Annotated in this window: 20 protein-coding genes; 7 read left to right on the top strand and 13 right to left on the bottom strand. The window is 68.3% G+C overall.

Going from position 1 to position 24,866, the window contains the following annotated elements; all coding sequences use genetic code 11:
* The first annotated feature begins 224 nt into the window (after positions 1-224).
* Positions 225-1,373 carry an aromatic ring-hydroxylating oxygenase subunit alpha gene (locus AC1HFW_RS01770; RefSeq protein ID WP_479281589.1) on the top strand — a complete coding sequence of 383 codons (1,149 nt, stop codon included), beginning with the start codon at positions 225-227 and terminating at the stop codon, positions 1,371-1,373.
* 80 nt (positions 1,374-1,453) lie between these two features.
* Here AC1HFW_RS01770 and AC1HFW_RS01765 read toward each other — a convergent pair whose 3' ends face one another.
* The 5 genes from AC1HFW_RS01765 to AC1HFW_RS01745 all read right to left on the bottom strand — a co-directional run bounded on the left by AC1HFW_RS01765 (position 1,454) and on the right by AC1HFW_RS01745 (position 7,556).
* Positions 1,454-2,584 carry a TIGR03364 family FAD-dependent oxidoreductase gene (locus tag AC1HFW_RS01765; protein ID WP_479281588.1) on the bottom strand — a complete coding sequence of 377 codons (1,131 nt, stop codon included), beginning with the start codon at positions 2,582-2,584 and terminating at the stop codon, positions 1,454-1,456.
* 87 nt (positions 2,585-2,671) lie between these two features.
* Positions 2,672-3,694, bottom strand: coding sequence for a putative 2-aminoethylphosphonate ABC transporter substrate-binding protein (locus tag AC1HFW_RS01760; RefSeq protein ID WP_054433374.1), 1,023 nt, complete (start codon positions 3,692-3,694; stop codon positions 2,672-2,674).
* A gap of 112 nt (positions 3,695-3,806) precedes the next feature.
* Positions 3,807-4,628: a phosphonoacetaldehyde hydrolase gene (phnX, locus tag AC1HFW_RS01755; RefSeq protein WP_061072061.1), complete on the bottom strand. Its 822-nt coding sequence runs from the start codon at positions 4,626-4,628 to the stop codon at positions 3,807-3,809.
* A 26-nt stretch (positions 4,629-4,654) separates the two neighbouring features.
* On the bottom strand, positions 4,655-6,397 hold the full coding sequence (locus tag AC1HFW_RS01750; RefSeq protein WP_428993858.1) for a putative 2-aminoethylphosphonate ABC transporter permease subunit: 1,743 nt from the start codon (positions 6,395-6,397) through the stop codon (positions 4,655-4,657).
* Between the two features lie 28 nt (positions 6,398-6,425).
* Complete coding sequence (locus tag AC1HFW_RS01745; protein WP_479281587.1) at positions 6,426-7,556, bottom strand: putative 2-aminoethylphosphonate ABC transporter ATP-binding protein; 1,131 nt, start codon at positions 7,554-7,556, stop codon at positions 6,426-6,428.
* A gap of 148 nt (positions 7,557-7,704) precedes the next feature.
* Here AC1HFW_RS01745 and AC1HFW_RS01740 point away from each other — a divergent pair, with 148 nt between their 5' ends.
* On the top strand, positions 7,705-8,568 hold the full coding sequence (locus AC1HFW_RS01740) for a LysR family transcriptional regulator (protein ID WP_006393699.1): 864 nt from the start codon (positions 7,705-7,707) through the stop codon (positions 8,566-8,568).
* 51 nt (positions 8,569-8,619) lie between these two features.
* Positions 8,620-9,189: a phosphonate degradation HD-domain oxygenase gene (locus tag AC1HFW_RS01735; protein WP_006393698.1), complete on the top strand. Its 570-nt coding sequence runs from the start codon at positions 8,620-8,622 to the stop codon at positions 9,187-9,189.
* A 73-nt stretch (positions 9,190-9,262) separates the two neighbouring features.
* On the opposite strand, the gene AC1HFW_RS01730 is transcribed toward AC1HFW_RS01735, so the two are convergent.
* Positions 9,263-10,114 (bottom strand): sulfurtransferase, encoded by an 852-nt coding sequence (locus AC1HFW_RS01730; RefSeq protein ID WP_241075017.1) that lies wholly within the window; start codon positions 10,112-10,114, stop codon positions 9,263-9,265.
* Between the two features lie 36 nt (positions 10,115-10,150).
* Positions 10,151-11,005: a DMT family transporter gene (locus AC1HFW_RS01725; protein WP_061072065.1), complete on the bottom strand. Its 855-nt coding sequence runs from the start codon at positions 11,003-11,005 to the stop codon at positions 10,151-10,153.
* 156 nt (positions 11,006-11,161) lie between these two features.
* Between AC1HFW_RS01725 and htpX the strand changes: the two genes are divergently transcribed.
* On the top strand, positions 11,162-12,043 hold the full coding sequence (gene htpX / locus AC1HFW_RS01720; RefSeq protein ID WP_006393695.1) for a protease HtpX: 882 nt from the start codon (positions 11,162-11,164) through the stop codon (positions 12,041-12,043).
* A 145-nt stretch (positions 12,044-12,188) separates the two neighbouring features.
* Here htpX and AC1HFW_RS01715 read toward each other — a convergent pair whose 3' ends face one another.
* Entirely contained in the window at positions 12,189-13,580 is a 1,392-nt protein-coding gene (locus tag AC1HFW_RS01715; RefSeq protein ID WP_006393694.1) for an L-serine ammonia-lyase, read from the bottom strand.
* A gap of 174 nt (positions 13,581-13,754) precedes the next feature.
* Here AC1HFW_RS01715 and AC1HFW_RS01710 point away from each other — a divergent pair, with 174 nt between their 5' ends.
* Positions 13,755-15,416: a Na/Pi cotransporter family protein gene (locus AC1HFW_RS01710; RefSeq protein ID WP_061072067.1), complete on the top strand. Its 1,662-nt coding sequence runs from the start codon at positions 13,755-13,757 to the stop codon at positions 15,414-15,416.
* 514 nt (positions 15,417-15,930) lie between these two features.
* Here AC1HFW_RS01710 and AC1HFW_RS01705 read toward each other — a convergent pair.
* From AC1HFW_RS01705 to polA, 3 genes are all read right to left on the bottom strand, one after another.
* Positions 15,931-16,719, bottom strand: coding sequence for a dienelactone hydrolase family protein (locus tag AC1HFW_RS01705; protein WP_061072070.1), 789 nt, complete (start codon positions 16,717-16,719; stop codon positions 15,931-15,933).
* A gap of 116 nt (positions 16,720-16,835) precedes the next feature.
* The gene (locus AC1HFW_RS01700) at positions 16,836-17,669 is read right to left on the bottom strand and encodes a ZIP family metal transporter (RefSeq protein WP_061072071.1); all 834 of its coding nucleotides are present in this window, start codon (positions 17,667-17,669) and stop codon (positions 16,836-16,838) included.
* 156 nt (positions 17,670-17,825) lie between these two features.
* Positions 17,826-20,543, bottom strand: a complete 2,718-nt coding sequence (polA, locus tag AC1HFW_RS01695; protein WP_116521250.1) for a DNA polymerase I — start codon at positions 20,541-20,543, stop codon at positions 17,826-17,828.
* Here polA and AC1HFW_RS01690 point away from each other — a divergent pair.
* Positions 20,542-21,246: an LOG family protein gene (locus AC1HFW_RS01690; protein WP_479281586.1), complete on the top strand. Its 705-nt coding sequence runs from the start codon at positions 20,542-20,544 to the stop codon at positions 21,244-21,246. The genes polA and AC1HFW_RS01690 overlap by 2 nt on opposite strands.
* Positions 21,247-21,315: 69 nt before the next feature.
* Here the strand turns inward: AC1HFW_RS01690 and AC1HFW_RS01685 are convergent, their stop codons facing one another.
* A complete protein-coding gene (locus tag AC1HFW_RS01685) occupies positions 21,316-22,740 on the bottom strand; it encodes a M20 family metallopeptidase (protein WP_479281585.1) in 1,425 nt (474 codons plus the stop codon).
* Positions 22,741-22,809: 69 nt separating this feature from the next.
* Positions 22,810-23,793, bottom strand: a complete 984-nt coding sequence (locus AC1HFW_RS01680) for a Bug family tripartite tricarboxylate transporter substrate binding protein (RefSeq protein ID WP_479281584.1) — start codon at positions 23,791-23,793, stop codon at positions 22,810-22,812.
* Between the two features lie 127 nt (positions 23,794-23,920).
* Here AC1HFW_RS01680 and AC1HFW_RS01675 point away from each other — a divergent pair, with 127 nt between their 5' ends.
* A complete protein-coding gene (locus AC1HFW_RS01675) occupies positions 23,921-24,865 on the top strand; it encodes a LysR family transcriptional regulator (protein ID WP_479281583.1) in 945 nt (314 codons plus the stop codon).
* Position 24,866 lies beyond the last annotated feature (1 nt).

Raw genomic sequence — 24,866 nt, 5'->3', positions numbered from 1 at the left:
CACGGCTTACTTGATCGGCCAGACACCGATTTTTCTTCGCGCCAGAACGGATTTAGCCATCCCCTTCCGAACAGCTAGGGCGTGGTGAAGCTCAAGCCGTCCTGGCTTTTTAACGCCGGGCCGCCCCAAGAAAGAGGCCCCCATTGAGGGCAGCCCGCCCACCGCGTACGCAGTACTGAGTGGGCACGGCGTTGGGGGAAATATTCATCCGAGCGGAGGGAATCATGACCGACATCGGTCGGATGGCACATGTTGTGCCAGCTCGCACCCAGCTACCCGTCAGTGCTTACTTTGACGAAGCCCTCTTTGCCCGCGAGCAAGAATTCATTTTCAAGCAATCCTCGCTGTACGTCGGCCATCAGAAACTGGTGCCCGAAATCGGGGATTGGCGCACGTTGGCCCAGGAAAATGGAGGGCGCGTGCTGGTTCGCAACCAGCAAGGCGTTGAACTCATCTCAAATGTCTGCCGCCACCGCCAGGCATTGATGCTGGGCGGCGAAGCCGGCGACGTGACCGGCCACTGCAATTCGCACGGCAGCCTCAAGGCCACCGGCGGCAACATCGTCTGCCCGCTGCACCGCTGGACCTACAACAACCAGGGTGAGCTGCTGGGCGCGCCGCAGTTCGACACCACGCCCTGCATGAACCTGCAGAAGTTCCGCCTGCGCGATTGCCACGGCCTGCTGTTCGAAGGCCCGCGCGATCCGGCCTCCGACATGGCGCCGCTGTTCGCGCGGCCCGAGTTCGACTTCGGCGACTACGTGCTGGACCACGTCGAAGTGCACCAGTGCAACTACAACTGGAAGACCTTCATCGAGGTGTATCTGGAGGACTACCACGTCGGCCCGTTCCACCCGGGCCTGGGCCGCTTCGTCACCTGCGACGACCTGACCTGGGAGTTCAACGACTGGTACAGCCTGCAGAAGGTCGGCGTGCACAACGCGCTGGCCCAGCCGGGTTCGGACGTCTACAAGCAATGGCACGACCGCCTGCTGTCGTTCCGCGATGGCGACGCGCCCGATTTCGGCGCGGTCTGGGTGACGTATTTCCCGACCCACATGATCGAGCTGTATCCGCACGTGCTGGTGCTGTCGACGCTGTACCCGAAGAGCCCGCAGGAAACGGTCAATGTGGTCGAGTTCTACTACCCCGAGGAAATCGCCGCCTTCGAGCGCGAGTTCGTCGAGGCGCAGCGCGCGGCCTACATGGAAACGGCGATCGAGGACGACGAGATCGCCGAGCGCATGGACGCCGGCCGCAAGGCCCTGATGCTGCGCGGCGTGAACGAGACCGGCCCCTACCAGTCGCCGATGGAAGACGGCATGCAGCACTTCCACGAGTGGTACCGCCGCATCATGCAGGAGCGGCTCTGAGGCCACCACACGCATGAAAAAGGGCTCGCCATCGCGAGCCCTTTTTTTCGCCCTGCCGGGGCCGCCTAGGCGGCGCGCGGTCAGCGGCCCAGCGCCCCGGCGACCGTGCGTTCGCCGATGGCCAGCCCGACCGTCATGCCCACGCCCGAGTGCATCACCGCCACGGTGGTGGCGGCGTCCACCGGCATCACCGAGAACGGCGCCGGGCCATGCGTGCCATAGACGCCCTGCCAGCGTTCCAGCACCCGCAGCCGCGAGCCCAGCGCCTGCGACGCCAGGTCCAGCATGGCGTTGTCGACGGCCTCGTCATTGAACGGGAAGGCATCCTGGCCATAGCGATGCGAATCGCCGATGATCAGCTCGCCATAGGGCGTGGGGCTGATCAGCAGGTGGATGCCGTTTTCCAGCAGCATCGGCGTGCGCGCCTGGATCTGGTCGCGCAGCGCCAGCGCCGACGGCAGGTCCGAGAAGGCGCCGTAGTGCACGCACGACAGGCCGGTCAAGAGCGGACGGTCCAGCGCCATGGGGCGCGTCTCGAAGGCCGCGCGCAGCATCTGCAGGCGCGTCACTTCCAGGTTCAGCGGCGCGAACCGCTCGGGCAGCAGCGTCAGGTAATCGTGGCCGGGGCAGACGAACACGTGCGAACCGGCGAAGTCGCCCGCCGTGGTCGCGACCTGGCCCTGCTCGACGGCGCGCGCCAGCGTGCCGGTGATGAAGGCGACGCCCAGCGATTCGGCCAGGTAGCGCGTGATGGCCGGCAGCGCCTCGCGCGAATAGATCTGCAGGTCGTCCTGTCCGCGCAGCGCGGCGCAATGGTGCGCCAGCTGGCCGTCGTACAGCTTGGCCACCTCGCGGCCCGACAGCAGTTCGGCGCGGTAGCCTTCCTGTTGCAGGCGGGTCTGGGCGAACTCGTCCAGCACGTCGGCTTCGCCGGCGTCGCGCGCCAGCACCAGCGCGCCGTTGGCGCGCACATGGAAGCCGGCCCTGGACGCCAGATCCAGCCACAGCTCGCGCGCCTGCTGGGCGTGCGACAGCATCATGCCGGGGGCCTGGCCGGTGACGATCACCTGGCCGAAATTGCGGATGGTCGCGCCATGCGCCTGGCGGCTGCGTTCGATCACGGCCACGGACAGGCCACGCTTGGCGGCGGCCCAGGCGTGGGCGATGCCGAGCATGCCGGCGCCGACCACGACTACGTCGAATTTTTTCATTTGGAAAGCGAGGTAGAAAGGTTGCGCGGGAGGCGCCCGCCCGGGCGCCTTCCCTGCCGCGGCGGCGTGGCCGCCGCGGTGGCCCGATTACTTCTTCTTGGGCTCGGACTTGCCGTCGTAGCGGCGGGTCCACTCGGCGATGATGCGATCGCGGTTGGTGGCGGCCCAGACGAAGTCGTTCTTGATCATGCGCTTGGTCAGGTCGGCCGGCAGGTTGGGGTTGGACGTGGCGATCGAGGGAATCGCCAGCACCGCGAAGTTGGTCTTGTACAGCTCATTGGCTTCGCGGCTGGCCGAGAAGTCGGCCAGCTTGCGCGCGGCTTCCAGGTTCTTGGTGCCCTTGACGATGGCGGTGGCTTCGACTTCCCAGCCCAGGCCTTCCGACGGGAACACGGCTTCGACCGGCGCGCCGTCGGCCTTGAGCTTGGCGGCACGGTAGTCGAACGACACGCCGATCGGGAACTCGCCGGCGGCGGCCATGTTGCAAGGCTTGGAGCCCGAGTGCGTGTACGAACCGATGTTCTTGTGCAGGGCGTCCATGTAGGCCCAGCCCTTCTCTTCACCGAAGATCTGCAGCCAGGCGCTGACGTCCAGGAAGCCGGTGCCCGACGAGGCCGGGTTCGGCATGACGATCTTGCCGGCGTAGACCGGCTTGGTCAGGTCCTGCCACGATTCGGGCTTGGGCAGCTTCTGCTTTTCGGCTTCGACGGTGTTGAAGCAGATGGCGGCGGCGAAGCCGTCCATGCCGACCCAGGTGGGCTCGGCCTTGGCATCGCGCATGTTGGCGGCGATCTGGTCCAGGCCCTTGGGGGCGTAGGGCTGCAGCATGCCTTCCTTGTCCATCAGGCCCAGCGAGGTGCCGGCCAGGCCCCAGATCACGTCGGCCTTGGGGTTGCCCTTTTCGGCCAGCAGCTTGGCGGTGATGATGCCGGTGGAGTCGCGCACCCACTGGATCTTGATGTCGGGGTTGGCCTTCTCGAAGGCGGCCTGGTAGGCCTTGATCTGGTCGGCTTCCAGCGCCGTGTAGACGGTCAGCGTGGTCTCGGCGGAAGCGGCGCCGGTGATGCCGGCGAAGGCGGCGGCCAGGGCAAGCAGCGTGAAGCGTTTCATGAAGGTACTCCGTGGGTGAGCGGAAAAAGGGTGAGTCGGGTCGCCGCGGCCGGCGGATGCCCGCCGCGGTGTGTTGCGAAAAAAGGAGGATTCAGGGTCGGCGGTCGCAGCCTCAGGGTCGCTGTCCCGCCGCCAGGCGGGATTCGATATCGGCGATGACGCCGGGCAGGTCGGCCACGGTGTCGATCAGGTAATGCGGCGCGGCGGTCGACAGCTCGCGGCCGGCGCGTTCGCGGGCCGCCTGGCGGCCGTCGTCGTCCAGGCTCAGGTACTCGTCCAGCGTCAGGCCGGCGGCGTTGCCCGACAGCAGCAGGCCGACGGTCCACATGCCGGCGCGGCGGCCTTCCTCGATGCCGGGGGCGGTGTCGTCGACCTTGACGCAGCCGGCCACGTCCGCCAGGCCCAGCTCCACCACGTTCTTGAGCGCCATGGCCGGCGCCGGGCGGGCACGCGGCACGTCGTCGCTGGCGACGATGCAATCGGGTTGCAGGCCTTCGCCGGCGGCGCGTTCCACCACGCGGCGCATCACGCTGCCGGGGTAGCCGGAGCACGAACCGATCTTCAGGCCGCGCTGGCGCAGCGCGCGCAGCAGCTCGGCCGCGCCCGGAATGGCCCCCGAGTACTGCGCCACCTTGTCCAGCTGCATCGGCAGGAAGCGCTCGTAGATCGCGGTGACGTCGTCGTCGGTCGGCAGGCGGCCGAACTGGGCCTGGTACTGATTGGCGATGGCGGGCTCGTCGCACAGCGCGCGGATGTGGTCCCACTTGCCCACGCCCATCGGGCCGCGGGCCTGCTCCAGCGTGACTTCCATGCCGAACTCGGCGAAGGCGTCGACGAACACCTTGGTCGGCGCGAACGAACCGAAGTCGACCAGCGTGCCGGCCCAATCGAAGATCACCGCTTCCAGGCGGACGGGCAGAGTCGAAACAGTCATGAGGGTCTTCCTTGCAGAATATTCAATCAAAGGGCCGCGGGCCGGCGCCAGGCCTGGCTGCGCGCCACCAGGGCGCGGCTGGCCAGGTGCAGCAGCAGCGCGGCGACCGCCGAGCTGGCCATGATCACGCTGCACATGGCGGCAGCCGGGCCGATGAAGCCGGCGTCGTCCATGTTCAGCACCGCGACGGCGGCCAGCACCGTGGACGGGCTGTACAGGAACACCACGGCCGACACGGTGGTCATGGCGGAAACGAACAGGTAGCGGGCGACGTCCAGCGCGGCCGGCAGGCACATCGGCAGCGTCACGCGCAGGAAGGTGGTCAGGCGCGGCACCTTGAGCGAGGCCGAGGCGGCCTCGAACTCGGGATCCAGCGCGTTCAGCGCGGTGGCGGCAGTCAGGTGCGCGCTGGTGTAGAAGTGCACCACCGTGCACAGCACCAGCAGCGGCATGGTGCCGTACAGCACGTTGAGCGGATTGGCGGCGCCGTTGAAGAAGAAGATGTAGCCCAGGCCCAGCACCAGCCCCGGCACGGCCATCGGCATCAGCGCCAGCATGCCCAGCACGCCGCGCAGGCCGCGCGCCGAGGCGCTGCGGGCCGGCACCTTTTCCATCATCCAGGCGCCCAGGAACACCACCACCGTGCCGATCACCGCGGTGCAGAAGGCCAGTTCCAGGCTGTTGCGCCAGGCCAGCCAGCCGCCGCCATCCATGTTGTCGAAGTCGTACGAACGCAGCGACAGCGACAGGTTGTACGGCCACATCTTCACGAACGACGCCCACACCGCCACGCCGATGATCAGCAGCAGGAACCCGGCCATGGCGCCGGCCAGCAGCAGGAAGGCCGTGTCGCGCCGGCGGTTGGCGCCGGCCGCGTAGGGCTGGGCGCGGCCGCTCAACTGGGCGCCCTGGCGGGCCCGCAGGCGGCGGTCCAGCACGAAGGTCAGCAACGCCGGCAGCAACAGCAGGATGCCGATGGCGGCGCCCTTGGGGAAGTTCTGCTGGCCGACCACCGCCTTGTAGGCCTCCATCGCCAGCACGTTGTAGTCGCCGCCCACCACCTTGGGCACGCCGAAGTCGGTCACGGTCAGCGTGAACACCACGCAGCAGGCCGAGAACACGGCGTAGCGCGTGCCGGGCAGCGTCACCGTCATGAAGGTGCGCAGCGGCCCCGCGCCCATGGCCCGCGCCGCGTCGTAGAGGCGGCCGTCGGCCAGCGTCAGGCCGGTTAGCAGGATCATCAGCGCGTGCGGGAAGGTGTAGAACGCCTCGCCCACCACGATGCCCCAGAAGCCATAGATGGTGGCGCCGCCAAACAGGCCTTTCAGCAGGCCCTGGTTGCCCAGCAGGTAGACCAGCGCGATGCCCGGCAGCAGCGACGGCGCCAGCAGCGGCAGCAGCGCGATGGTGCGCAGCAGGCCCTTGCCGGGAATGCGGCTGCGCGTCAGGGCGTAGGCGAAGGCGTAGGCGCACGGCACCACCAGCATCATGGTGACCACGCCCACGGTCAGGCTGCGCCCGACCATGCTCAGGAAGCCATCGGCGCCGATGATGCCCAGCACCACCGACAGGCCGGCCCAGTCGCCATTGGCGTCGGTGACCGATTTGGCCAGGATGGCCACCAGCGGCAGGGCCAGGAACAGCGCCAGGCCCAGCGCCAGGGCGCCCTGCCCCAGCGTCAGCCCGAAGGCGCCGACCCAGGCGGGCAGCGGCCGGCGGCCCAATGACGGGGCGACGGGCACGGCGGACGTGTCGGCGGGCACGGACATGGCGGCGGGAGCGGGGCTCGAGGCCGGATCAAGCGTAGGCGCGAATCGCATGGCGCGGCAGCTCCACCCAGCAACGGCTGGCAGCGTGAGGACCCAGCAGGGCGTCTCCGGTTTCGGGGGACACGATCGAGTGCACGGTGGCGCCGGGCACGCCTTCCAGGCGCAGCGCCAGGCGGTAGCCGCGGCCCAGGAACACGCCGTCCAGCACGTCGGCCAGCATGCTGTTGGATTGCTCCGGACGCGCCACGCTCACGCGCACCGCCTCGGGCCGCACGAACAGCTTGCCGGTGTTGCGCTCCAGCGCCTCGTCCACCGCCAGCTCCTGGCGGCCGACGCGGGCGCGGTGCGCGTCGATGCGCTCGAACGGCAGCCAGTTGGCCTCGCCGACGAAATCGGCGATGAAGGCCGAGCCCGGCTGGCGGTACAGCTCGCGCGGGGTGCCGAATTGCTCGATGACGCCGCCGTTCATGACCGCGATGCGGTCGGCCATGACCATGGCCTCTTCCTGGTCGTGCGTCACCATCAGCGTGGTGATGGACAGGCGCTTCTGCAGCGCGCGCAGTTCGATGCGCAGGTGTTCGCGCACCCGGGCATCCAGCGCCGACATCGGCTCGTCCAGCAGCAGCAGGGACGGCGACGGCGCCAGCGCGCGGGCCAGGGCGACGCGCTGCTGCTGGCCGCCGGAGATCTGTCCCGGATATTTATGGGAAGCGCCGGCCAGGCCCACCAGCGTCAGCATTTCCTCGACCCGGTCGGCCACGTGCTTGCGATGGGCGCGCTTGCCGCTCAGGCCGTAGGCCACGTTCTGGGCCACGGTCAGGTTGGGAAACAGCGCATAGGACTGGAACAGGATGCCGTAGTCGCGCTCCTGCGGCTCGGCATGAGAGATGTCGCGGCCCGACAGCAAAATGGTGCCACTGTCCTGGCGCTCGAGCCCGGCGATGGCGCGCAACAGCGTGGTCTTGCCGCAGCCCGACGGGCCCAGCAGGCACACCAGTTCGCCGGCGCGGATATCCAGCGACACATCCGACAGCGCCGTGTGGCTGCCGAAGCGCTTGACGAGATTGCTGACCGAAAGAAAGCCCCCGCGCTGCGCTCCGGGCTGGGGCGCGGCGCCCGTCGGAACTGTGTTGGTATCGCGTTGGAGCTGTTGGGCCATGGGGCCTCCGGTCTGGGAACGAAGGCAGTATGGAAGGCGCGTATTGAGTGTTTATGACACTTCGCGCAAATGCAGTAATAAAAACATCAAATTATTTTGGTGTACTGGCGGTCTTGCGCATTGCGTCCATTTACAGGCCCCGTACACCGTGCTCGTCGCCGAACTCAAATCCTTCTATGCCGTGGCTCGCTGCGGTACCGTCACCAAGGCCGCCGCCCAGCTGGGCGTGAGCCAGCCCACGGTGACGGGGCAATTGCGCCAGTTGGAGTCGCGTTACGGCGTCGAGCTGTTCCACCGCCAGGGCCGCGGCATGCGGCTGTCGGACGCCGGGCACAGCCTGATGCCGATGGTGGAAAAGCTGGTGCAGCAGGAAACCGAGATCGATTTCCGGCTGCGCGACGCCAGCGACCTGCGCGAGGGCAACCTGCGCATCGGCGCCACCGGCCCGTACTACATCATGGACACGGTGCGCCGCTACAACCAGCTCTACCCCGGCATCGACCTGACCGTGGCCATCGGCAACTCGCAAAGCATGCTGCAGGCGCTGCATGACTATCGCATCGAGATTGCCACGTCCTCGTTTCTGATGGATGACAAGCATTTGTACCGCCGCATGATCGCGGCCGACCCGATCCGCGTGGTGACGCATCGCGACCACCCGCTGGCGCGGCGCGGCAAGGTGGCGCTGGCGGACCTGGCCGACCACGCGCTGCTGCTGCGCGAGCCCGGCTCGATGACGCGCCAGCTGACCGAAGAGGCGCTGCGGGCCGCCGGCGTATCGGTGCGGCGCACCCTGGAAATCGGCAGCCGCGAATCGATCCGCCAGGCGATCCTGTGCGAGCTGGGCATCAGCCTGATCCCGTCGCGTGAAATCCCGTCCCATCCCGAACTGGCGGCCCTGGACATCGAGGGCGCCGACGTCGTGATGCATGAATACCTGTACTGCCTGCGCGAGCGCCAACCGGTGCAACTCATCGCGCGCTTTCTGGAGATGGCGCCGGCAGCCGGATGATCCTCGGATCACTGCCCGCCTCTTCCCCTTGCGGCCACTCAGGAGACAACCATGGCCTTGACCTTGCAGGATATCGAACAGCTTTTCCTGGAACGCGGGCACCGTTCCTACCATGGCGAATCCGTCAGCCACCTGCGGCACGCGCTGCAGACCGCGGCGCTGGCCGAGCGCCACGGCGCCAATGCCCAATTGATCACCGCCTGCCTGCTGCACGACCTGGGCCACCTGATCGCGGACCATCCGGACACGCCCACCCTGCGCGGCATCGACGACAAGCACCAGTACTTCGTGCTGCCGTTCCTGCGCGGGTTGTTCAGTTCGGCGGTACTGGATCCGATCCGGCTGCACGTGGAGGCGAAACGCTACCTCTGCTACGTGGAGCCGCAGTATGAAGCGACGCTTTCGGCGGATTCGAAACGCAGCCTGGCGCTTCAGGGGGGCAGCTTCGATGCGGGCCAGGCGGTGGATTTCGCCAGCATGCCGGGCGCGCCGGATGCGATCCGCCTGAGGCGCTGGGACGACATGGCCAAGGTGCCGGGGCTGGCCACGCCACCGCTGGACCACTTCCTGGAGATCGCCGAAAGCGTCTCGGGGCGGGTCAAGCTGGCCGCGGTCTGGTAAGGCCGCCACCGGCGCCGTCGGGACACCGCGGCGCGGCTTCAGGCCCGGCTTGCAGCCGGGCCGGACAAGGCGCTCATTCGCCCTTGGCCACCGGCCGGGACGGATCGCTGCACCACTCGCTCCACGAGCCCGGGTAGAGGCGCGAGCCGGCCAGGCCGGCGATTTCCATCGACAGCAGGTTGTGGCAGGCGGTGATGCCCGAACCGCACTGGTGCACGATGGCCGCGGGGTCGCGGCCGTCCAGCAGCGCGGTGAACTCCTCGCGCAGTTGCGCCGCGTCCTTGAAGCGGCCATCGGCCTGCAGGTTCTGGCCGTTCGGGCGGTTCAGCGCGCCCGGAATGTGGCCGGCCACCGGATCCATCGGCTCGACCTCGCCGCGATAGCGGTTGGCCGCCCGCGCGTCGATCACGGTGAAGGCCGGACGGGCGATGTTGTCCAGCACCGCCTGCGCGTCGACGCTGCCGACCCGCGGCGCGGCCGGCGTCACCGGCGCGCCGACCTGCACCGGCGCGGCCGCCTCGGTGGACGTCGGCAGCCCGGCCGCCTGCCAGGCCTGCCAGCCGCCGTCGAGCACAGCGACGCGGTCGTGGCCCAGCCAGCGCAGCATCCACCACAGGTGCGCCGCGTACATGCCGCCGCTGGCGTCATAGGCCACCACCAGGGTCTGCGGCGTCACGCCATGCGCCGCCATCAGGGCGCCGAACTGGCCGCGATCGGGCAACGGATGACGGCCATTCTTGCCGGTGCGGGGGGCGGCCAGCTCGGTTTCGTGGTCGAGGTAGCGGGCGCCGGGGATGTGGCCCGCGGCGTAGGCGTCACGGCCGGCCGCGTGGTTGGTCAGGTCGTGGCGCACGTCGAACACGCGCACGTCCGCCGCGCCCAGGTGCGTGGCCAGGTCGGCCGCGGAAATCAGGGTCATGCTCATCGGGAAAACTCCTCTGATGGGATCGGGTTCGCGCGGTCAGACCGGCTTGGGATCGCGCATGGTGCGCCAGACCGACAGCAGGCCCGCCGAAATGATCAGGCCCATGCCGGCCCACGCCAGGCCGTCCAGGGTATCGCCCCAGAAGCCCATGCCGAGCAGGGCCGCGAAGATGATCGTGCTGTACTGCAGGGCCGCGGTCAGCAGCGCCGACCCCAGGCCGAACGCCCGCGTCATGGCCAACTGGCCGAACAGGCCGGTCACGCCCACGCCCAGCAGGGAGCTGTAGCCGGTCCAGTCGGCGTGGCCCCAGCCCTCGAAGCCCAGGCCGGCGAAGCTGGACGCGCACACCGCCACCGAAAAGAACAGCACGGTGCGCCATTCAGGCTCGCCGATGCGGCCCAGCTGACGGATCTGCATCATGGCGATCGCCGACATGGCGCCCGCCCCCAGGCCCAGCAAGGCGGCCAGCCACTGGTCTTCGTTGATGCTGGGCCGCAACACGGCGATCACGCCCAGGAAGCCCAGGGCCACGGCGGCGATCCGCACCGGGTCGCGCTGCGCCCCGCCCCACCCCAGCATCCAGCAGGCGATGAACAGCGGCGCCGTGTAGTTCAGGCTGGTGGCGGTGGCCAGCGGCAGGTGGGAAATAGCGAAGAAACCGAGCCACATCGAGGTGACGCCGGACAGGTTGCGCCACAGGTGCAGCTTCCAGCTGGTGGGCACGATGGACTGGCGCCCGGCGCGGGCCCACAGCAGCAGCAACACCACCGACGGCAGGCCACGGAACAGCACCACTTGCGGCAACGACGCGCCGTGCTCGGTGCCCAGCTTCACGAACGACCCCATGATGGCGAACATGGCGGACGCCAGCAACATCCAAAGTGCCTGCATTTTGGGGGTTTGCGCTCAGGTGAAAGTGAGGGGGAAATAGGGGAAAGCGATACTATACTCTCCGTCACCGGGAGCGGCGCCGGCAGTCGGGGAACTGCCATGCCGCGGCACAGTCCAATCCCGCACAAGTCCCGCTCGCTGAGGAACAAAAAAAGCATGAAACGCATCATCCTTTTCGTCATTACCAACCTGGCCGTCATGCTCGTGCTGTCGGCCACGCTGCGCATCCTGGGCGTAGACCGCTACCTGACCGCCAACGGCCTGAACCTGCAGGCGCTGCTGATTTTCTCGGTGGTGGTCGGCTTCACCGGCGCCATCATCTCGCTGCTGATCAGCAAGCCGATGGCCAAATGGAGCACCGGCGCCCAGGTGCTGGACCCGAACGCGCCGCGCAACCAGCGCGAGGCCTGGCTGCTGGACACCGTCCACCAGCTCGCCGACCGCGCCGGCATCGGCCGCCCGGAAGTCGCCATCTACGACGGCGCGCCCAACGCGTTCGCCACCGGCGCCTTCAAGAACGACTCGCTGGTGGCGGTATCGACCGGCCTGCTCGAGAGCATGAGCGAAGAGGAAGTCGCCGCGGTGCTGGCCCACGAAGTGGCCCACATCGCCAACGGCGACATGATCACGCTGACCCTGATCCAGGGCGTGGTCAACACCTTCGTGGTGTTCCTGGCGCGCGTGGTCGGCTACTTCATCGACCGCGTGGTGTTCAAGAACGAACGCGGCCTCGGCCCGGGCTACATGGTCACCGTGATCGTCTGTGAGATCATTTTCGGCATCCTGGCCTCGATCATCGTGGCCTGGTTCTCGCGCCAGCGCGAGTACCGCGCCGACGCCGGCTCGGCCCACCTGATGGGCGCCCGCGAACCCATGATCCGCGCCCTGGCCCGCCTGGGCGGCCTGGAACCGGGCGAACTGCCCAAGTCGTTCGAAGCCTCCGGCATCACCGGCAAGGGCGGCCTGGCGGCCATGTTCGCCTCGCACCCGCCGATCCCGGCCCGCATCGCCGCGCTGCAGAACGCCCGCGTGATCTGATCCTGGCAAAAGGCCCGTTGGAAAGCCCCCCCACGCCGCGCCCTCGGCTTGCTGCCCCGCCGAGGGGGCGTTTTCATCTTGAGGCGGCCCGGCAATGAAAAAGCCCCTTGAGCGATCAAGGGGCTTTTTTTGGGGCGAGCCCGCCTCAGCACTCGACGATGTTCACCGCCAGGCCGCCACGCGCCGTTTCCTTGTACTTGGTCTTCATGTCGGCGCCGGTCTCGCGCATGGTCTTGATGACCGAGTCCAGCGACACATAGTGCTGGCCGTCGCCGCGCAGGGCCATGCGGGCGGCGTTGACGGCCTTGATCGAGGCCATGGCATTGCGTTCGATACAGGGAATCTGCACCAGCCCGCCGACCGGGTCGCAGGTCAGGCCCAGGTTGTGCTCCATGCCGATCTCGGCCGCGTTCTCGACCTGCTCGACCGAGCCGCCCAGCGCCGCGGCCAGGCCGCCCGCCGCCATCGAACAGGCCACGCCGACTTCGCCCTGGCAGCCGACCTCGGCGCCCGACAGCGAGGCGTTGTACTTGTACAGCAGGCCCACGGCCGCCGCGGTCAGCAGGAAGTCGCGCACGCCCTCGCGGTTGGAACCGGGGACGAAGCGGTCGTAATAGTGCAGCACCGCCGGGATGATGCCCGCCGCGCCATTGGTGGGCGCCGTCACGACGCGGCCGCCGGCGGCGTTTTCCTCGTTCACCGCCATGGCGTACAGGTTGACCCAGTCCATCACCGACAGCGGATCGGACAGCGTGCGCTCGGCGCGCTGGGTCAGGTTGCGGTACAGCTCGGGGGCGCGGCGGCGCACCCGCAGCGGGCCCGGCAATTCGCCGTCGGCTTCCGGATAGTTGATGCCGCAGCCGCGCGAGACGCAGTCCTGCATCACCTGCCAGATGCGGTCCAGCCCGCCCGCGACCTCGCCGGTATCGCGCCAGGTCAGCTCGTTCTTCATCATCAGCTGCGCCACGCTCAGCCCGCTTTCGCGGCACATGGTCAGCAGCTCGCGGCCGGTGCGGAACGGATACGGCAGCTGGTCATGCGCGGCGATGACCTGGCTGTTGGAGGCGCCCGCCGTCACCACGAAACCGCCGCCCACCGACAGGTAGCGGGCCTCGCGCAGCGACTGGCCCTCGGCGTCGAAGGCGTGGAATTTCATGCCGTTGGGATGCTCGGCCATGGCTTCGCGGCGGTAGAACATCATGTGTTCCTTTTCCACGAACGGCACCGGATAGTGGCCCAGCAGCGGCAGCTGACGGCTGGCCCGCACCGACGCGATCATGCCCGCGATGGCGGCCGGATCGACGGTATCGGGCGCCTCGCCCATCAGGCCCAGCAGCACGCCCTTGTCGGTGCCGTGGCCCTTGCCGGTGGCGCCCAGCGAGCCATAGAGCTCGGCGCGCACGTTGGCCACCCGCGGCATCAGGCCGTCGCGCTCCAGGCCCTGGGCAAACAACAAAGCGGCCCGCATGGGGCCGACGGTATGGGAACTCGACGGACCTATGCCTATTTTGAACAGATCGAAGACGGAAACGGCCACCGGAAATCCCCTGCATTCAAGAATGATCCGGCAATGATACGCGGAAGGTCCGGCCGTGCGCAGCAAAGCCCCGCGGGCGTATGCTGTATTCAAGGCACGGGTTTCCCCGCCCGCCCCGACATGCGATCATTACAGAATTATTTCTTGTCATAAAAAGAATGGAACTGCCCCAGGATGTCCGGACTTATCACCCTGCTTGACTTCGCCGGCTACGTCGCCCTGCTGCTCTGGGGCGTCCACATGGTCCAGACAGGCGTGCAGCGCGCCTTTGGCGCCGCCCTTGGCGCCGCGCTGGGCCGCGCCCTTGGCACCCGCTTGCGGGCCTTCGCCGCCGGCCTGGGCATCACCGCCGCGCTGCAGAGCAGCACCGCCACCGGCCTGATGATCACCGGCTTCGCCGCCGGCGGCGTGGTCGGCCTGGTGCCGGCCCTGGCCGCCATGCTGGGCGCCAACGTCGGCACCACGCTGATCGTGCAGCTGCTGTCGTTCGACCTGACCTCGCTGGCGCCCATCCTGATCCTGGCCGGCGTCTGGATGTTCCGCCGCTATCCGCCGGGCCGCACCCGCGACCTGGGCCGGGTCTTCATCGGCCTGGGCCTGCTGCTGCTGTCGCTGCACCAGCTGGTGGAACTGTTCGAACCGTTCCAGACCGCCCCCATGCTGGGCATGATCCTGGACGCCCTGGCGACCCAGCCGGTCGCCGCCGTGCTGCTGTCGGCCGCCTTCACCTGGGCCGCCCACTCCAGCGTCGCCGTGGTGGTGCTGGTCATGTCGCTGGCCAGCCACCACATGGTGGCGCCGCACGTCGCCTTCGCGCTGGTGCTGGGCGCCAACCTCGGCACCGCCATCAACCCCATGATCGAAGGCGTCACCGGCGACGACCCCGCCGCCCGCCGCCTGCCTCTGGGCAACCTGCTGACCCGCATCCTCGGCGTGCTGGCCGGCCTGGTGCTGCTGCCCTGGCTGCAACCGCTGATGAGCGACATGTCCAGCGACCCGGCCCGCGCCGTCGCCAACTTCCACACCCTCTTCAACGCCGTCATCGCGCTGGCGTTCCTGCCGCTGCTGGCGCCCTACGCGGCTCTGCTGACCCGCTGGCTGCCCAAGCGCACCGACCCCAACGATCCTGCCCGTCCCCAATACCTGGACGAATGGGCCCACGACGTGCCCGCCGTCGCCCTGGGCAACGCCGCGCGCGAAGCGCTGCGCATGGCCGACATGCTGCAGACCCTGCTGCTGTACGCCCGCGCCGGCTTCAAGCGCGACAACCGCCACCGCATGGTGCAGGCGCGCCAACTGGACGCCGCCCTGGACAAGCTGGAAAGCGCCATCACCACCTACCTGGCCACCCTGGACCAGGAGAACATGACGCGCAGCGACGTGCAGCGCATGGATGACATCCTGGCCTTCATCAGCAACATCGGCCACGCTGGCGACATCGCCCACCACGGCCTGCTCAGCCACATCGCCAAGCTGCGCAAGCAGGGCTGGACCTTCTCGCCCGAACAGCGCGCCAGCCTCGACGATACCCTCGGCGAACTGATCGCCAACCAACGCCAGGCCGCCGCCCTCTTCGTCAACGACGACCTGCGCCAGGCCCGCGCCCTGGCCGGCGAGAAATCGCGCTTCCGCACCATCGAGACCCAGGCCGCCGACGTACACCTGCAAAAGATCAAGGCCGGCCAGGTCGACGCCGCCGAAGTCGGCGCCCTCTACCTCGACATCCTGCGCGACATGAAGGGCATCAACTCCCACCTCGTCGGCGCCGCCGCCTACCCCCTCCTGGCCCGCCACGGCGAACTCCTCCCCAGCCGCCTTCGCGAAGCCGGGAATTAGGGCCCCCACGCGGCGCGCGCTTCGCGCGCTTGCTGCCCCCCGAGGGGGCTGGCCCGCCTTCGGGCGGCCGGGCGGCGGGCCGGCCATCCTAGCGAGGGGATTGCGATGGGTCCCTCGCTGCCCCTCAATGGCTGCCACCGTTGGGGCTACCCCGGCTTGAAGCAACCGCGTACGCCAGGACCGGCTGCCCGCGCAGCCGGTCCTTGCGGGCCCCGCAAACCCCTCGCATGCCGCCGCGGTCCAGCAGCGCCCCATGCCTCGAAACCGCTAGCCCGGCGCGGGTGGCGCACGGGTGGGCGCGCCGTCAGATGCGCCCGACGGAAACCGAAGGGAGCCGCAGGCGGACGAGGTTGAGGCAGGGGCAGTCCGGAGCGAACGCTCCGGACCGCAATCGCAGGCGCGCCCACCCGTGCGCCACCCGCGCCGGGCGGCCTACGAAGCAAAAAATCGCCAAAAAAAAAACCGCCACGCAAACGCGCAGCGGCTTTATCACGCCAAGAGGAAAAATCCCCCCTCAAAGGTACCGCTTGAACCACTCAAGCATCCTCCCCCACCCATCCTTGGCCGCCTCAGCCTGATAACTCATCCGGTAATCCGCCATGAACGCATGATCCGCCTGCGGATACACCACGAACTCCGACCGCCGGGCATTCTCGTTCCCCGCCGCCAGCTTGCCCTTCATGATCTCGATATCCGACACCGGAATCCCAGTATCCTTGGCGCCATACAGCCCCAGCACCGGCGCGTGCAGCTCATTGACCACGTCGAACGCATAGCGCTTGATCAACGGCCCGTGGCCCGCGCTCAGCTTGCCGTACCAGGCCACGCCCACCTTCACGTCCGGATTGTGCGCCGCATACATCCACGTCAGGCGGCCGCCCCAGCAGAACCCCGTCACCGCCACCCGCTTCGGATCGCCGCCATGCTGCGCGGCCCAGGCCACGCTGGCGTCCAGGTCGGCGAACACCTGTTCGTCGGACACCTTGCTGACGATCTCGGCGATCAGCTTGGGGATATCGGTATAGGTCGACGCGTCACCCTGGCGCTCGTACAGGTTCGCGGCCACGGCCAGGTAGCCGGCCTTGGCCACGCGGCGGCAGACATCCTTGATGTGCTCGTGCACCCCGAAGATCTCCTGCACCACCAGCACGACCGGCAGGTCGCGCTTGCCTTCGGGGGCGGCGTAGTAGGCGCTGATGGATCCATCGGCCACGGGCAATTGGAAATCCCCGTGAACCAGCCCCTGGGTGTCCGTGTGGATCACGGTGGGGGCGACGTTGCCGGCGGCGGCGGAAAAACTCATGGCGAACTCCTGTGTAGGGATCAACGCGGAGCCGGCGCGCCGCGGTTCGCCATCGGGGGCGAACGCGACGACCGGCCAGGATCGGAAGCAAAGCCGGGTATCGCGAACGCCACGCCTCAATGTGTGTGGACGTGCTCCGTGCGTGCCGCGCCGGCGCCCGCCTCGTGCTCATGCCCGTGGTGCATCAGGGTCGTCACGCTGTAGATCAGCACCACGCCCACGCCCACCAGCAGCAGTTGCGGCACCGCATCGGCCAGGGATACCCGTTCGTGCATCTGCGGCATCAGGTCGGCCACCGAGATGTAGAGGAAGCTGCTGGCGGCAACCACCAATACGTACGGCACCCAGTCCTGGGCCTGCTGCAGCACGAAGTAACCTATTATGCCGCCCAAGGCTGAACACAAGCTGGTGAACAGGATCAGCGCGAAGGCGCGGCGGCGCGCCAGGCCGGCATTGAGCAGCACGACGAAGTCGCCCAGCTTGTGCGGCACTTCGTGCACGATGATCGAGGCCGCCGTCAGCACGCCCAGCAACGGGTCGGTCAGGAAGGCCGCCGCCACCAGCACGCCGTCGCACAGGTTGTGCAGCGAGCTGCCGACCAGGATCAGCACGCCCCCGCGTCCCGCCTCATGCCGGTCATGGCCATGATGATGGTGGTGGCCGTCGCCCTCGTGGTGATGGCTGTGGCGCAGCAGCGCGATCTTCTCCAGCACGAAAAAGCCGATCAGCGACGCCAGCATCAGCCCGAACAGCACATGGGCGTCGGCCACCCCGCTCTCGAAGGCTTCCGGCAGCAGGTGCAGCAGCGCCACCGACAGCAGCACCCCCACGGACAGGCTGACCATGTGATGCAGGTAATGGGCGAACACCTTGTAGGCCAGCCAGCTGGCGACAAGGACGGCGATGAGGCCACCGGTGACGGTGGCAAGCAGGACCCAGAGCAGCAGCATTTGGGGGACGTATTATGGTCAGGGGGAAGCGCAACATTATATTGTTGCAGCCACAAAAGCGGAAATGGGCCGCCGGACGCTGCGCGGCCCGCACGGCCCGATTCAAGGAACCCACGGCGAACGGCCCGTTCGCGGGCGCGCCGCCGTCCAGGCGTGTCAGTGCGCCTGTTCCCAGTTCTTGCCCACGCCCACCTCGGCCACCAGCGGCACGCGCAGCTCGGCCACGTTGCACATCAGCCGCGGCAGGGCTTCCTTGACCAGCTCCAGCTCCGCGTCGGGCGCTTCCAGCACCAGTTCATCGTGCACCTGCATGATCATGCGGGTCTGCAGCTTCTCGGCCTCGAGCCAGTCCTGCACCGCCACCATGGCCATCTTGATCAGGTCGGCCGCGGTGCCCTGCATCGGCGCGTTGATCGCCGCGCGCTCGGCGCCCTGCCGGCGCGGGCCCGAGGCGCCGCGGATCTCCGGCAATTGCAGCCGGCGCCCGAACACGGTCTCGACATAGCCCTGCTCGCGCGCCACGCGGCGCGTGTTCTCCATGTACATCGCCACGCCGGGATAGCGGGCGAAGTAGCGGTCGATGTAGGCCTGCGCCGCGTCCCGCGTGATGCCCAGGTTCGACGCCAGGCCGAACACGCCCATGCCGTAGATCAGGCCGAAGTTGATGGCCTTGGCCGCGCGCCGCTGCTCGGACGAGACGTCCGTCAGCGACACGCCGAACACTTCCGAGGCCGTGGCGCGGTGGATGTCCTCGCCGGCGGCGAAGGCGCGCTGCAGGTTGGCGTCGTCCGACACGTGCGCCATGATGCGCAGCTCGATCTGCGAATAGTCGGCCGACAGCAGCAGGCCCTGCTCGGCGATGAACGCCTCGCGCACCCGGCGCCCGGCCTCGGTGCGCACGGGAATGTTCTGCAGGTTGGGATCGGACGAGGCCAGCCGGCCGGTGATCACCGCGGCCTGCGAATAGTGCGTGTGCACGCGGCCGGTATCCGGGTTGATCATGCGCGGCAGCTTGTCCGTGTAGGTGGACTTGAGCTTGGACAGCCCGCGGTATTCCAGCAGCACCTGCGGCAGCGGGTAGTCCTGCGCCAGCTTGCTCAGCACTTCCTCGTCGGTCGACGGCGCACCGCCGGCGGTCTTGCGCACCACCGGCAACTGCATGCGGCCGAACAGGATCTCGCCCAGTTGCTTGGGCGAATTCAGGTTGAAGGGCTGGCCGGCCAGTTCGTAGGCCTTCTGCTCGAGTTGCAGCATTTCCTGGCCCAGCTTGTGGCTCTGGCGGCCCAGCTCGGCGGCGTCGACCTTGACGCCGTTGCGCTCGATGGTGGTCAGCACCGCCGACACCTGCATCTCCAGCAGGTAGATGCGTTCCAGCCCGGCGTCGGCCGCCACCTGCGGGCGCAGCACCTGGTGCAGCTGCAGCGTGAAGTCGGCGTCCTCGGCGGCGTAGTGGCCGGCCTTGTCCACCGCCACTTCGTCGAAGCCGATCTGCTTGGCGCCCTTGCCGCACAGGTCCTCGTACGAGACGCCGCTGCGGCCCAGGTAGCGCTGCGCCAGGTCGTTCAGGCCGACGCCGCGATGCGACTCCAGCACGTAGGCCTGCAGCATGGTGTCTTCGGCGATGCCCGCCAGGCGGATGCCTTCGTTGGCGAACACATGGGTGTCGTACTTGGCGTGGTGCAGCAGCTTGGCGCGCGAGGCGTCCTGCAGCCACGGGCGCAGACGCTCCAGCACTTCGGCCTTGGGCAACTGGGTCGCGCCATCCGGGCCGCGGTGCGCCACCGGGATGTAGCAGGCCACGCCCGGCGCCACCGCCATCGACAGGCCGACCAGCTTGGCCTGCATCTCGTCCAGCGAGGTGGTCTCGGTGTCCAGCGCCACCAGCTCGGCGCCCTGCGCCAGTTCCATCCAGGCGTCGAACGCCTGCCAGGTGTCAATGATGCGGTAGTCCAGCTCGGCCGGCGCGGCCGGCGCTTCGACCGCCACGCGGGCGTCGCCCGTGGGCACGCGCTCGGCGTCGCCGGTCAGGTCGCGCAGCCAGGTGCGGAAACCGTAGCGTTCGTACAGTTCGGTCAGCGTGGCCTCGTCGCGGCCGCGCGGGGTCAGGTCGTCGACGCTCTCGACATGGCCGGTCAGGTCGCAATCGCACTTGACGGTCAGCAACTGGCGCGTCAGCGGGAAGTTGGGGATGGCTTCGCGCAGGTTGCTGCCGGCCACGCCCTTGATGCCCTCGGCGCCCTCGACCAGCTTGTCGATCGAACCGAATTCCGAGATCCACTTGGCGGCCGTCTTGGGGCCGACCTTGGTCACGCCCGGCACGTTGTCGACGGTGTCGCCCACCAGCATCAGGTAGTCGACGATGCGGTCCGGCGGCACGCCGAACTTGTTGACCACGCCGGCCTCGTCCAGCACCTCGCCGCTCATGGTGTTGACCAGCGTGACGTGGCTGTTGACCAGTTGCGCCAGGTCCTTGTCGCCGGTGGACACCACCGTGTGCACGCCGCGCTCGGCGGCGCGGCAGGCCAGCGTGCCGATCACGTCATCGGCCTCGACGCCCTCGATGGCCAGCACCGGCCAGCCCAGCGCGCGCACGGCGCGGTGGATGGGCTCGATCTGGGCCGCCAGGTCTTCCGGCATGGGCGGGCGGTGCGACTTGTATTCCGGATACAGATCGTCCCGGAACGTCTTGCCACGCGCATCGAAAATACATGCGGCATACTCTGCCTTATAGTCGGATACAAGCTTGCGCAACATATTGACCACGCCGTACAGCGCACCCGTAGGTTCGCCTTGCGCATTGCGCAAATCAGGCATAGCGTGAAAAGCGCGGTACAAGTAGCTTGAACCGTCGACCAGCAATAAGGTTTTTTTCATGGTTACAAAGGCAGATATGGCAACAACTGCGGCAACAATTGCGGCGACGCCCGCCGAAAAACAAATTCCGCTGATTATGTCAGAGATACGGACGGCGGCCGAAAAGCTCGCGAACATCGGGCCAGCAGTCAGTGTCTTCGGCAGTGCGCGCGTCAGCCGCAACTCCCCCCACTACGAAACCACCGTGGCAATCTCAGCCGCCCTGGCCGAGGCGGGATTCGCGGTCATCGCGGGCGGCGGCCCGGGCATCATGGAAGCCGCCAACAAGGGCGCGTTCGAAACCGGCGGCACCAGCATCGGGCTGAACATCAGCCTGCCGCACGAAGCGCACAACAACGAGTATCAAACCATCAGTCTATCGTTTGAGTACTTTTTTTCACGCAAAGCCACGTTTTTCATGCACAGCTTCGCCTACGTGGCGATGCCGGGCGGCTTCGGCACCCTGGACGAGCTCTTCGAAGCGTTGACGCTGATCCAGACCGGCAAGGTCCCGGCCGCGCCCATCGTGCTGGTGGGCAGCGAGTACTGGTCGGGCCTGGTCGAATGGCTGGGCGGCCAGGTGCTGGGCAATGGCATGATCGGCGCGCATGACCTGGATCTTTTCATCATCGAGGACGATCCCCGCAAGGTCGTGCGCAAGGTGGTCGAATTCCACCAGAAGGCCAGTTCGGAAGCGCAATACGCGCCGTCCCTGCCGGCCTGACCGGCGCCGGCCCGCCTCAAGCGGGCCGGACACCGCGGGCGGCTTCCGACAAGGGCCGCCCCGTGCCGCCTACTTGCGCATGAACCACGGCAGCACGTCGGCCGGAATCGGGCAGACGTAGGGCTGGCCCCGGCGCATTTCCAGCAGTTCCTCCCTGGCGCGCGCCAGCGCCTCGGGCTGGCCATACAGGTCGGCGGCGGTGGCCGCGATGACCTTGGCCGCGTGCACCATGCCCTTGTGCGCCAGCGACAGCTTGCCCTGCGCCACCATCTGCCACGAATGGAACGGCGTGCCGTAGGCGTAGCAGGCGCCCCAGCACTGCGCCGTGGGCGTCACCCAGCTGACGTCGCCGACGTCGGTCGAACCGTAGCTGATCTCATGCTTGCCGGGCACGTACGGCGCCACCCCGCTGAACAGCGGCGTCGGATTGCGCAGCACCGCGCCCAGGTTCTTGCCGGCGTTGTCGATGTCGTCGGCGGAAATCGCGTCCCACATGCGGCGCGCGGCCTGCTGTTCGCCCTCGGTGTAGGCCGGCCCCTGCAGCGCCTGCATGTTGGCGTACATGACCTGGTTGAGCACGTCGTTGGGGATGTAGTTGGAGCAGGCCTTGTCGAACACGATCTCCAGCTCGCAGTCGGTCATCAACGCCGCGCCCCGCGCCACGTTCTTGACCCGCTCGTACAACTCGGCGGCCTGCGAATTGATCGGCGCGCGCACCAGGTACAGCACCTCGGCGCGGGCCTGCACCACGTTCGGCGAAATGCCGCCGCTGTTGGTCACCGCGTAGTGCACCCGCGCGTCCGGCACCATGTGCTCGCGTAGATAGTTCACGCCCACGTTCATCAGCTCCACCGCGTCCAGCGCGCTGCGGCCCAAGTGCGGCGAATTGGCGGCGTGCGCGGCCACGCCGCGAAAGCGGAAATAGGCCTGGATGTTGGCCAGCGACGACTGGTGGAAGATGCCAGTGTGCGAGGCCGGATGCCAGGTCAGCGCCGCGTCCAGGTCGTCGAACAGCCCGGCGCGCGCCATGAAGGTCTTGCCCGACCCGCCCTCCTCGGCCGGACAGCCGTAGAAGCGGATGCGGCCCGGCAGGCCGTTGCTTTCCAGGAACTCCTTGACCGCCACCGCCGCGAAATGCGCGGCCGTGCCCAGCAGGTGATGGCCGCAGCCGTGGCCATTGCCATTGGGCGTTTCCGGCGACGGCTGGCAGGCGAAGGCGCCGCTTTCCTGGCTCAGGCCCGACAGGGCGTCGTATTCGCCCAGGATGCCGATGACCGGGCCGCCCGCGCCGGCCTCGGCGACGAACGCCGTCGGGATGCCGGCCGCGTCGCGCGTGACGCGAAAGCCGGCCTCTTCCAGCATGGCGATGTGCAGTTCGGCCGATTTGTGCTCGTCATAGCGCAGCTCGGCCAGGCTCCAGATGCGGTCGCTCAGTTCCGCATAGCGGTCGCTGCGGGCGTCGATGAACGGGGCAAGTTTGTCGATGGCTCCCATCGTGTCTCCAGTGGCGGTTCTACAGGGTCTACAGGCGCCGGCGACGACACGCCACCGGCGGTGCAACGCTTACTCGTCAAGCTTGATGGCGGCAGTTTCAATGATTTTCCGGTTGGCGGCCAGCGTCTGCGCGATTCGCTGCCCGAAGGCCTGCGGCGTGCCGGTATCGGGCTCGGCGCCCAGGCCGGCCAGGCGCTGCACCAGCGCCGGATCCGCCATCGCCTGCCGTACCGCGTCATTGAGTTTGCGCACCACCGCGTCCGGCGTGCCCGCCGGCGCCACCAGGCCAAACCAGGTCTGGCCCAGCGCGTTCAACTGCGGATAGCCCAGCTCGGCCAGGGTCGGCAACTGCGGCAGACCCGCCAGGCGCGCCGGCGCGGCCACCGCGATCGGGCGCAGCTTGCCCGCCTTGATCAGCGACTGCGCCGAGGCGTACTGGTCCTGCTGCACCTGCACCTCGCCGCCCACCGCCGCGGTCAGCGCCGGGCCCATGCCGCGGTACGGCACGTGCAGCACCTCGACCTTGAGGTCGGCATTCATCGCCGCCAGGTTCAGGTGGCCAAGCGAGCCGACGCCCGGCGAACCGAAGGAATACTTGCCGGGATGGGCGCGCAGCTCGGCCAGGAACTGCGCGAAATCCGTGGCCGGAAAGGCCGGGTTCACCATCCACACCACCGGCACGTTCGCCACCGAGCCAACCGGTTTCAACTGGGTCGCGGGATCGACGCGGCCGGTGCCGTACAGCAGCGGATTGACCGCCATGGTGCTGACCGTGGCCATGCCCAGCGTGTAGCCGTCGGGCTCGGCCCGCGCCACGGCCTCGGTGCCGATCAGGCCGCCGGCGCCGGCGCGGTTTTCCACCACCACGCTCTGGCCCAGTTCCTTGCGCAGGCCATCGGCCACGGCCCGCGCCAGCACATCGGTGGAACCGCCCGGCGCGAACGGCACGATCAGGCGCACCGGCTGGGACGGATAGGCGCCTTGTCCAAGCGCCAGGGAGGACGCGCCGACCAGGGCGGCGCAAACGACAGCATGCAACAGACGGGACTTCATGGAACGGCGAATCCTCGAGTGGAAACCGGTAGCCGGCGTCACGCCATTCTGGGCAGGGCATATCCTTATTTCAAATACATTGATGCGCCAATACATTCATATTTTGAATAGCTGATTCGCTCGTGCCATGGACGTCGCCCCCGCCACCCTGCTTGCCCGCCTGCTGGCCAAGGGGCGCCTGCGCCACCTGCAACTGCTGGCCGGCGTGGCCGAACTGGGCAGCCTGCAGCAGGCCGCCGCCCAGATCGGCATGAGCCAGCCGGCCGCCACCCACGCGCTGGCCGACATCGAATCCCTGCTGGGCGTCGAACTGTTCGAGCGCCACGCCCGCGGCATGCGCGCCACCCGCAGCGGACAGCTGATGGCCGATTGCGCGCGCGGCATGCTGACCACGCTGCGCGCCTCGACCGATTCGGTGGCCGCCTTGCGCGGCGGCGCCTCGGGCAACCTGCGCCTGGGCGCCATTCCGGCGGCCAGCAGCGGCCTGCTGGCCGAGCGCCTGCCGGCCTACATGCGGACCCATCCCGGCCTGCAGGTCGACTTCCAGGAAGGCAGCCGCGAACAATTGCTGCCGCTGGCGGCCGCGGGCAACCTGGACATGCTGCTGTGCCGGCGCCCGGAAGCGGTGCCCGCCGGCCTGGAATTCGTCCCGCTGCAACAGGATGCCGCCGTCATCGTCGCCACGCCGGGCCATCCGCTGCTGGCCGGCGGCGCCGCGCCCACGCTGGCGCAGGTGGCCTCCCAACTGTGGATACAGCCGCGGCCCGAACTGGCGATCCACGCCGTCTTCACCGCCTTCTTCGAGCGCGCCGGCGTGGTGCCGCGGCTGTGCCGCCTGGCCAGCGCCGCGCCGCCCATGCCGTTGCTGATCGCGGTCATGCAGGCGCAGCAGGCGCTGGCCATGGTGCCGCTGACGCTGGCCGGCTGGTATCTGCAGCATGGCCATTTCGAGCGCCTGCGGATCGAGTCGCCGGGCGCGTTCCAGCCCATCGGCGCGATCGTCGGCGAGGCCGGCCCGGGCCGCGAATTCCTGCAGTGGCTGATGCGCGCGCCGGCCCGGCAGGCGCGCTAGC

The sequence above is a fragment of the Achromobacter sp. ISS7 genome (genome assembly GCF_056523125.1).
Note: the sequence above shows the minus strand (reverse complement) of the source record. Positions and strands in the feature narration are given on the sequence as shown.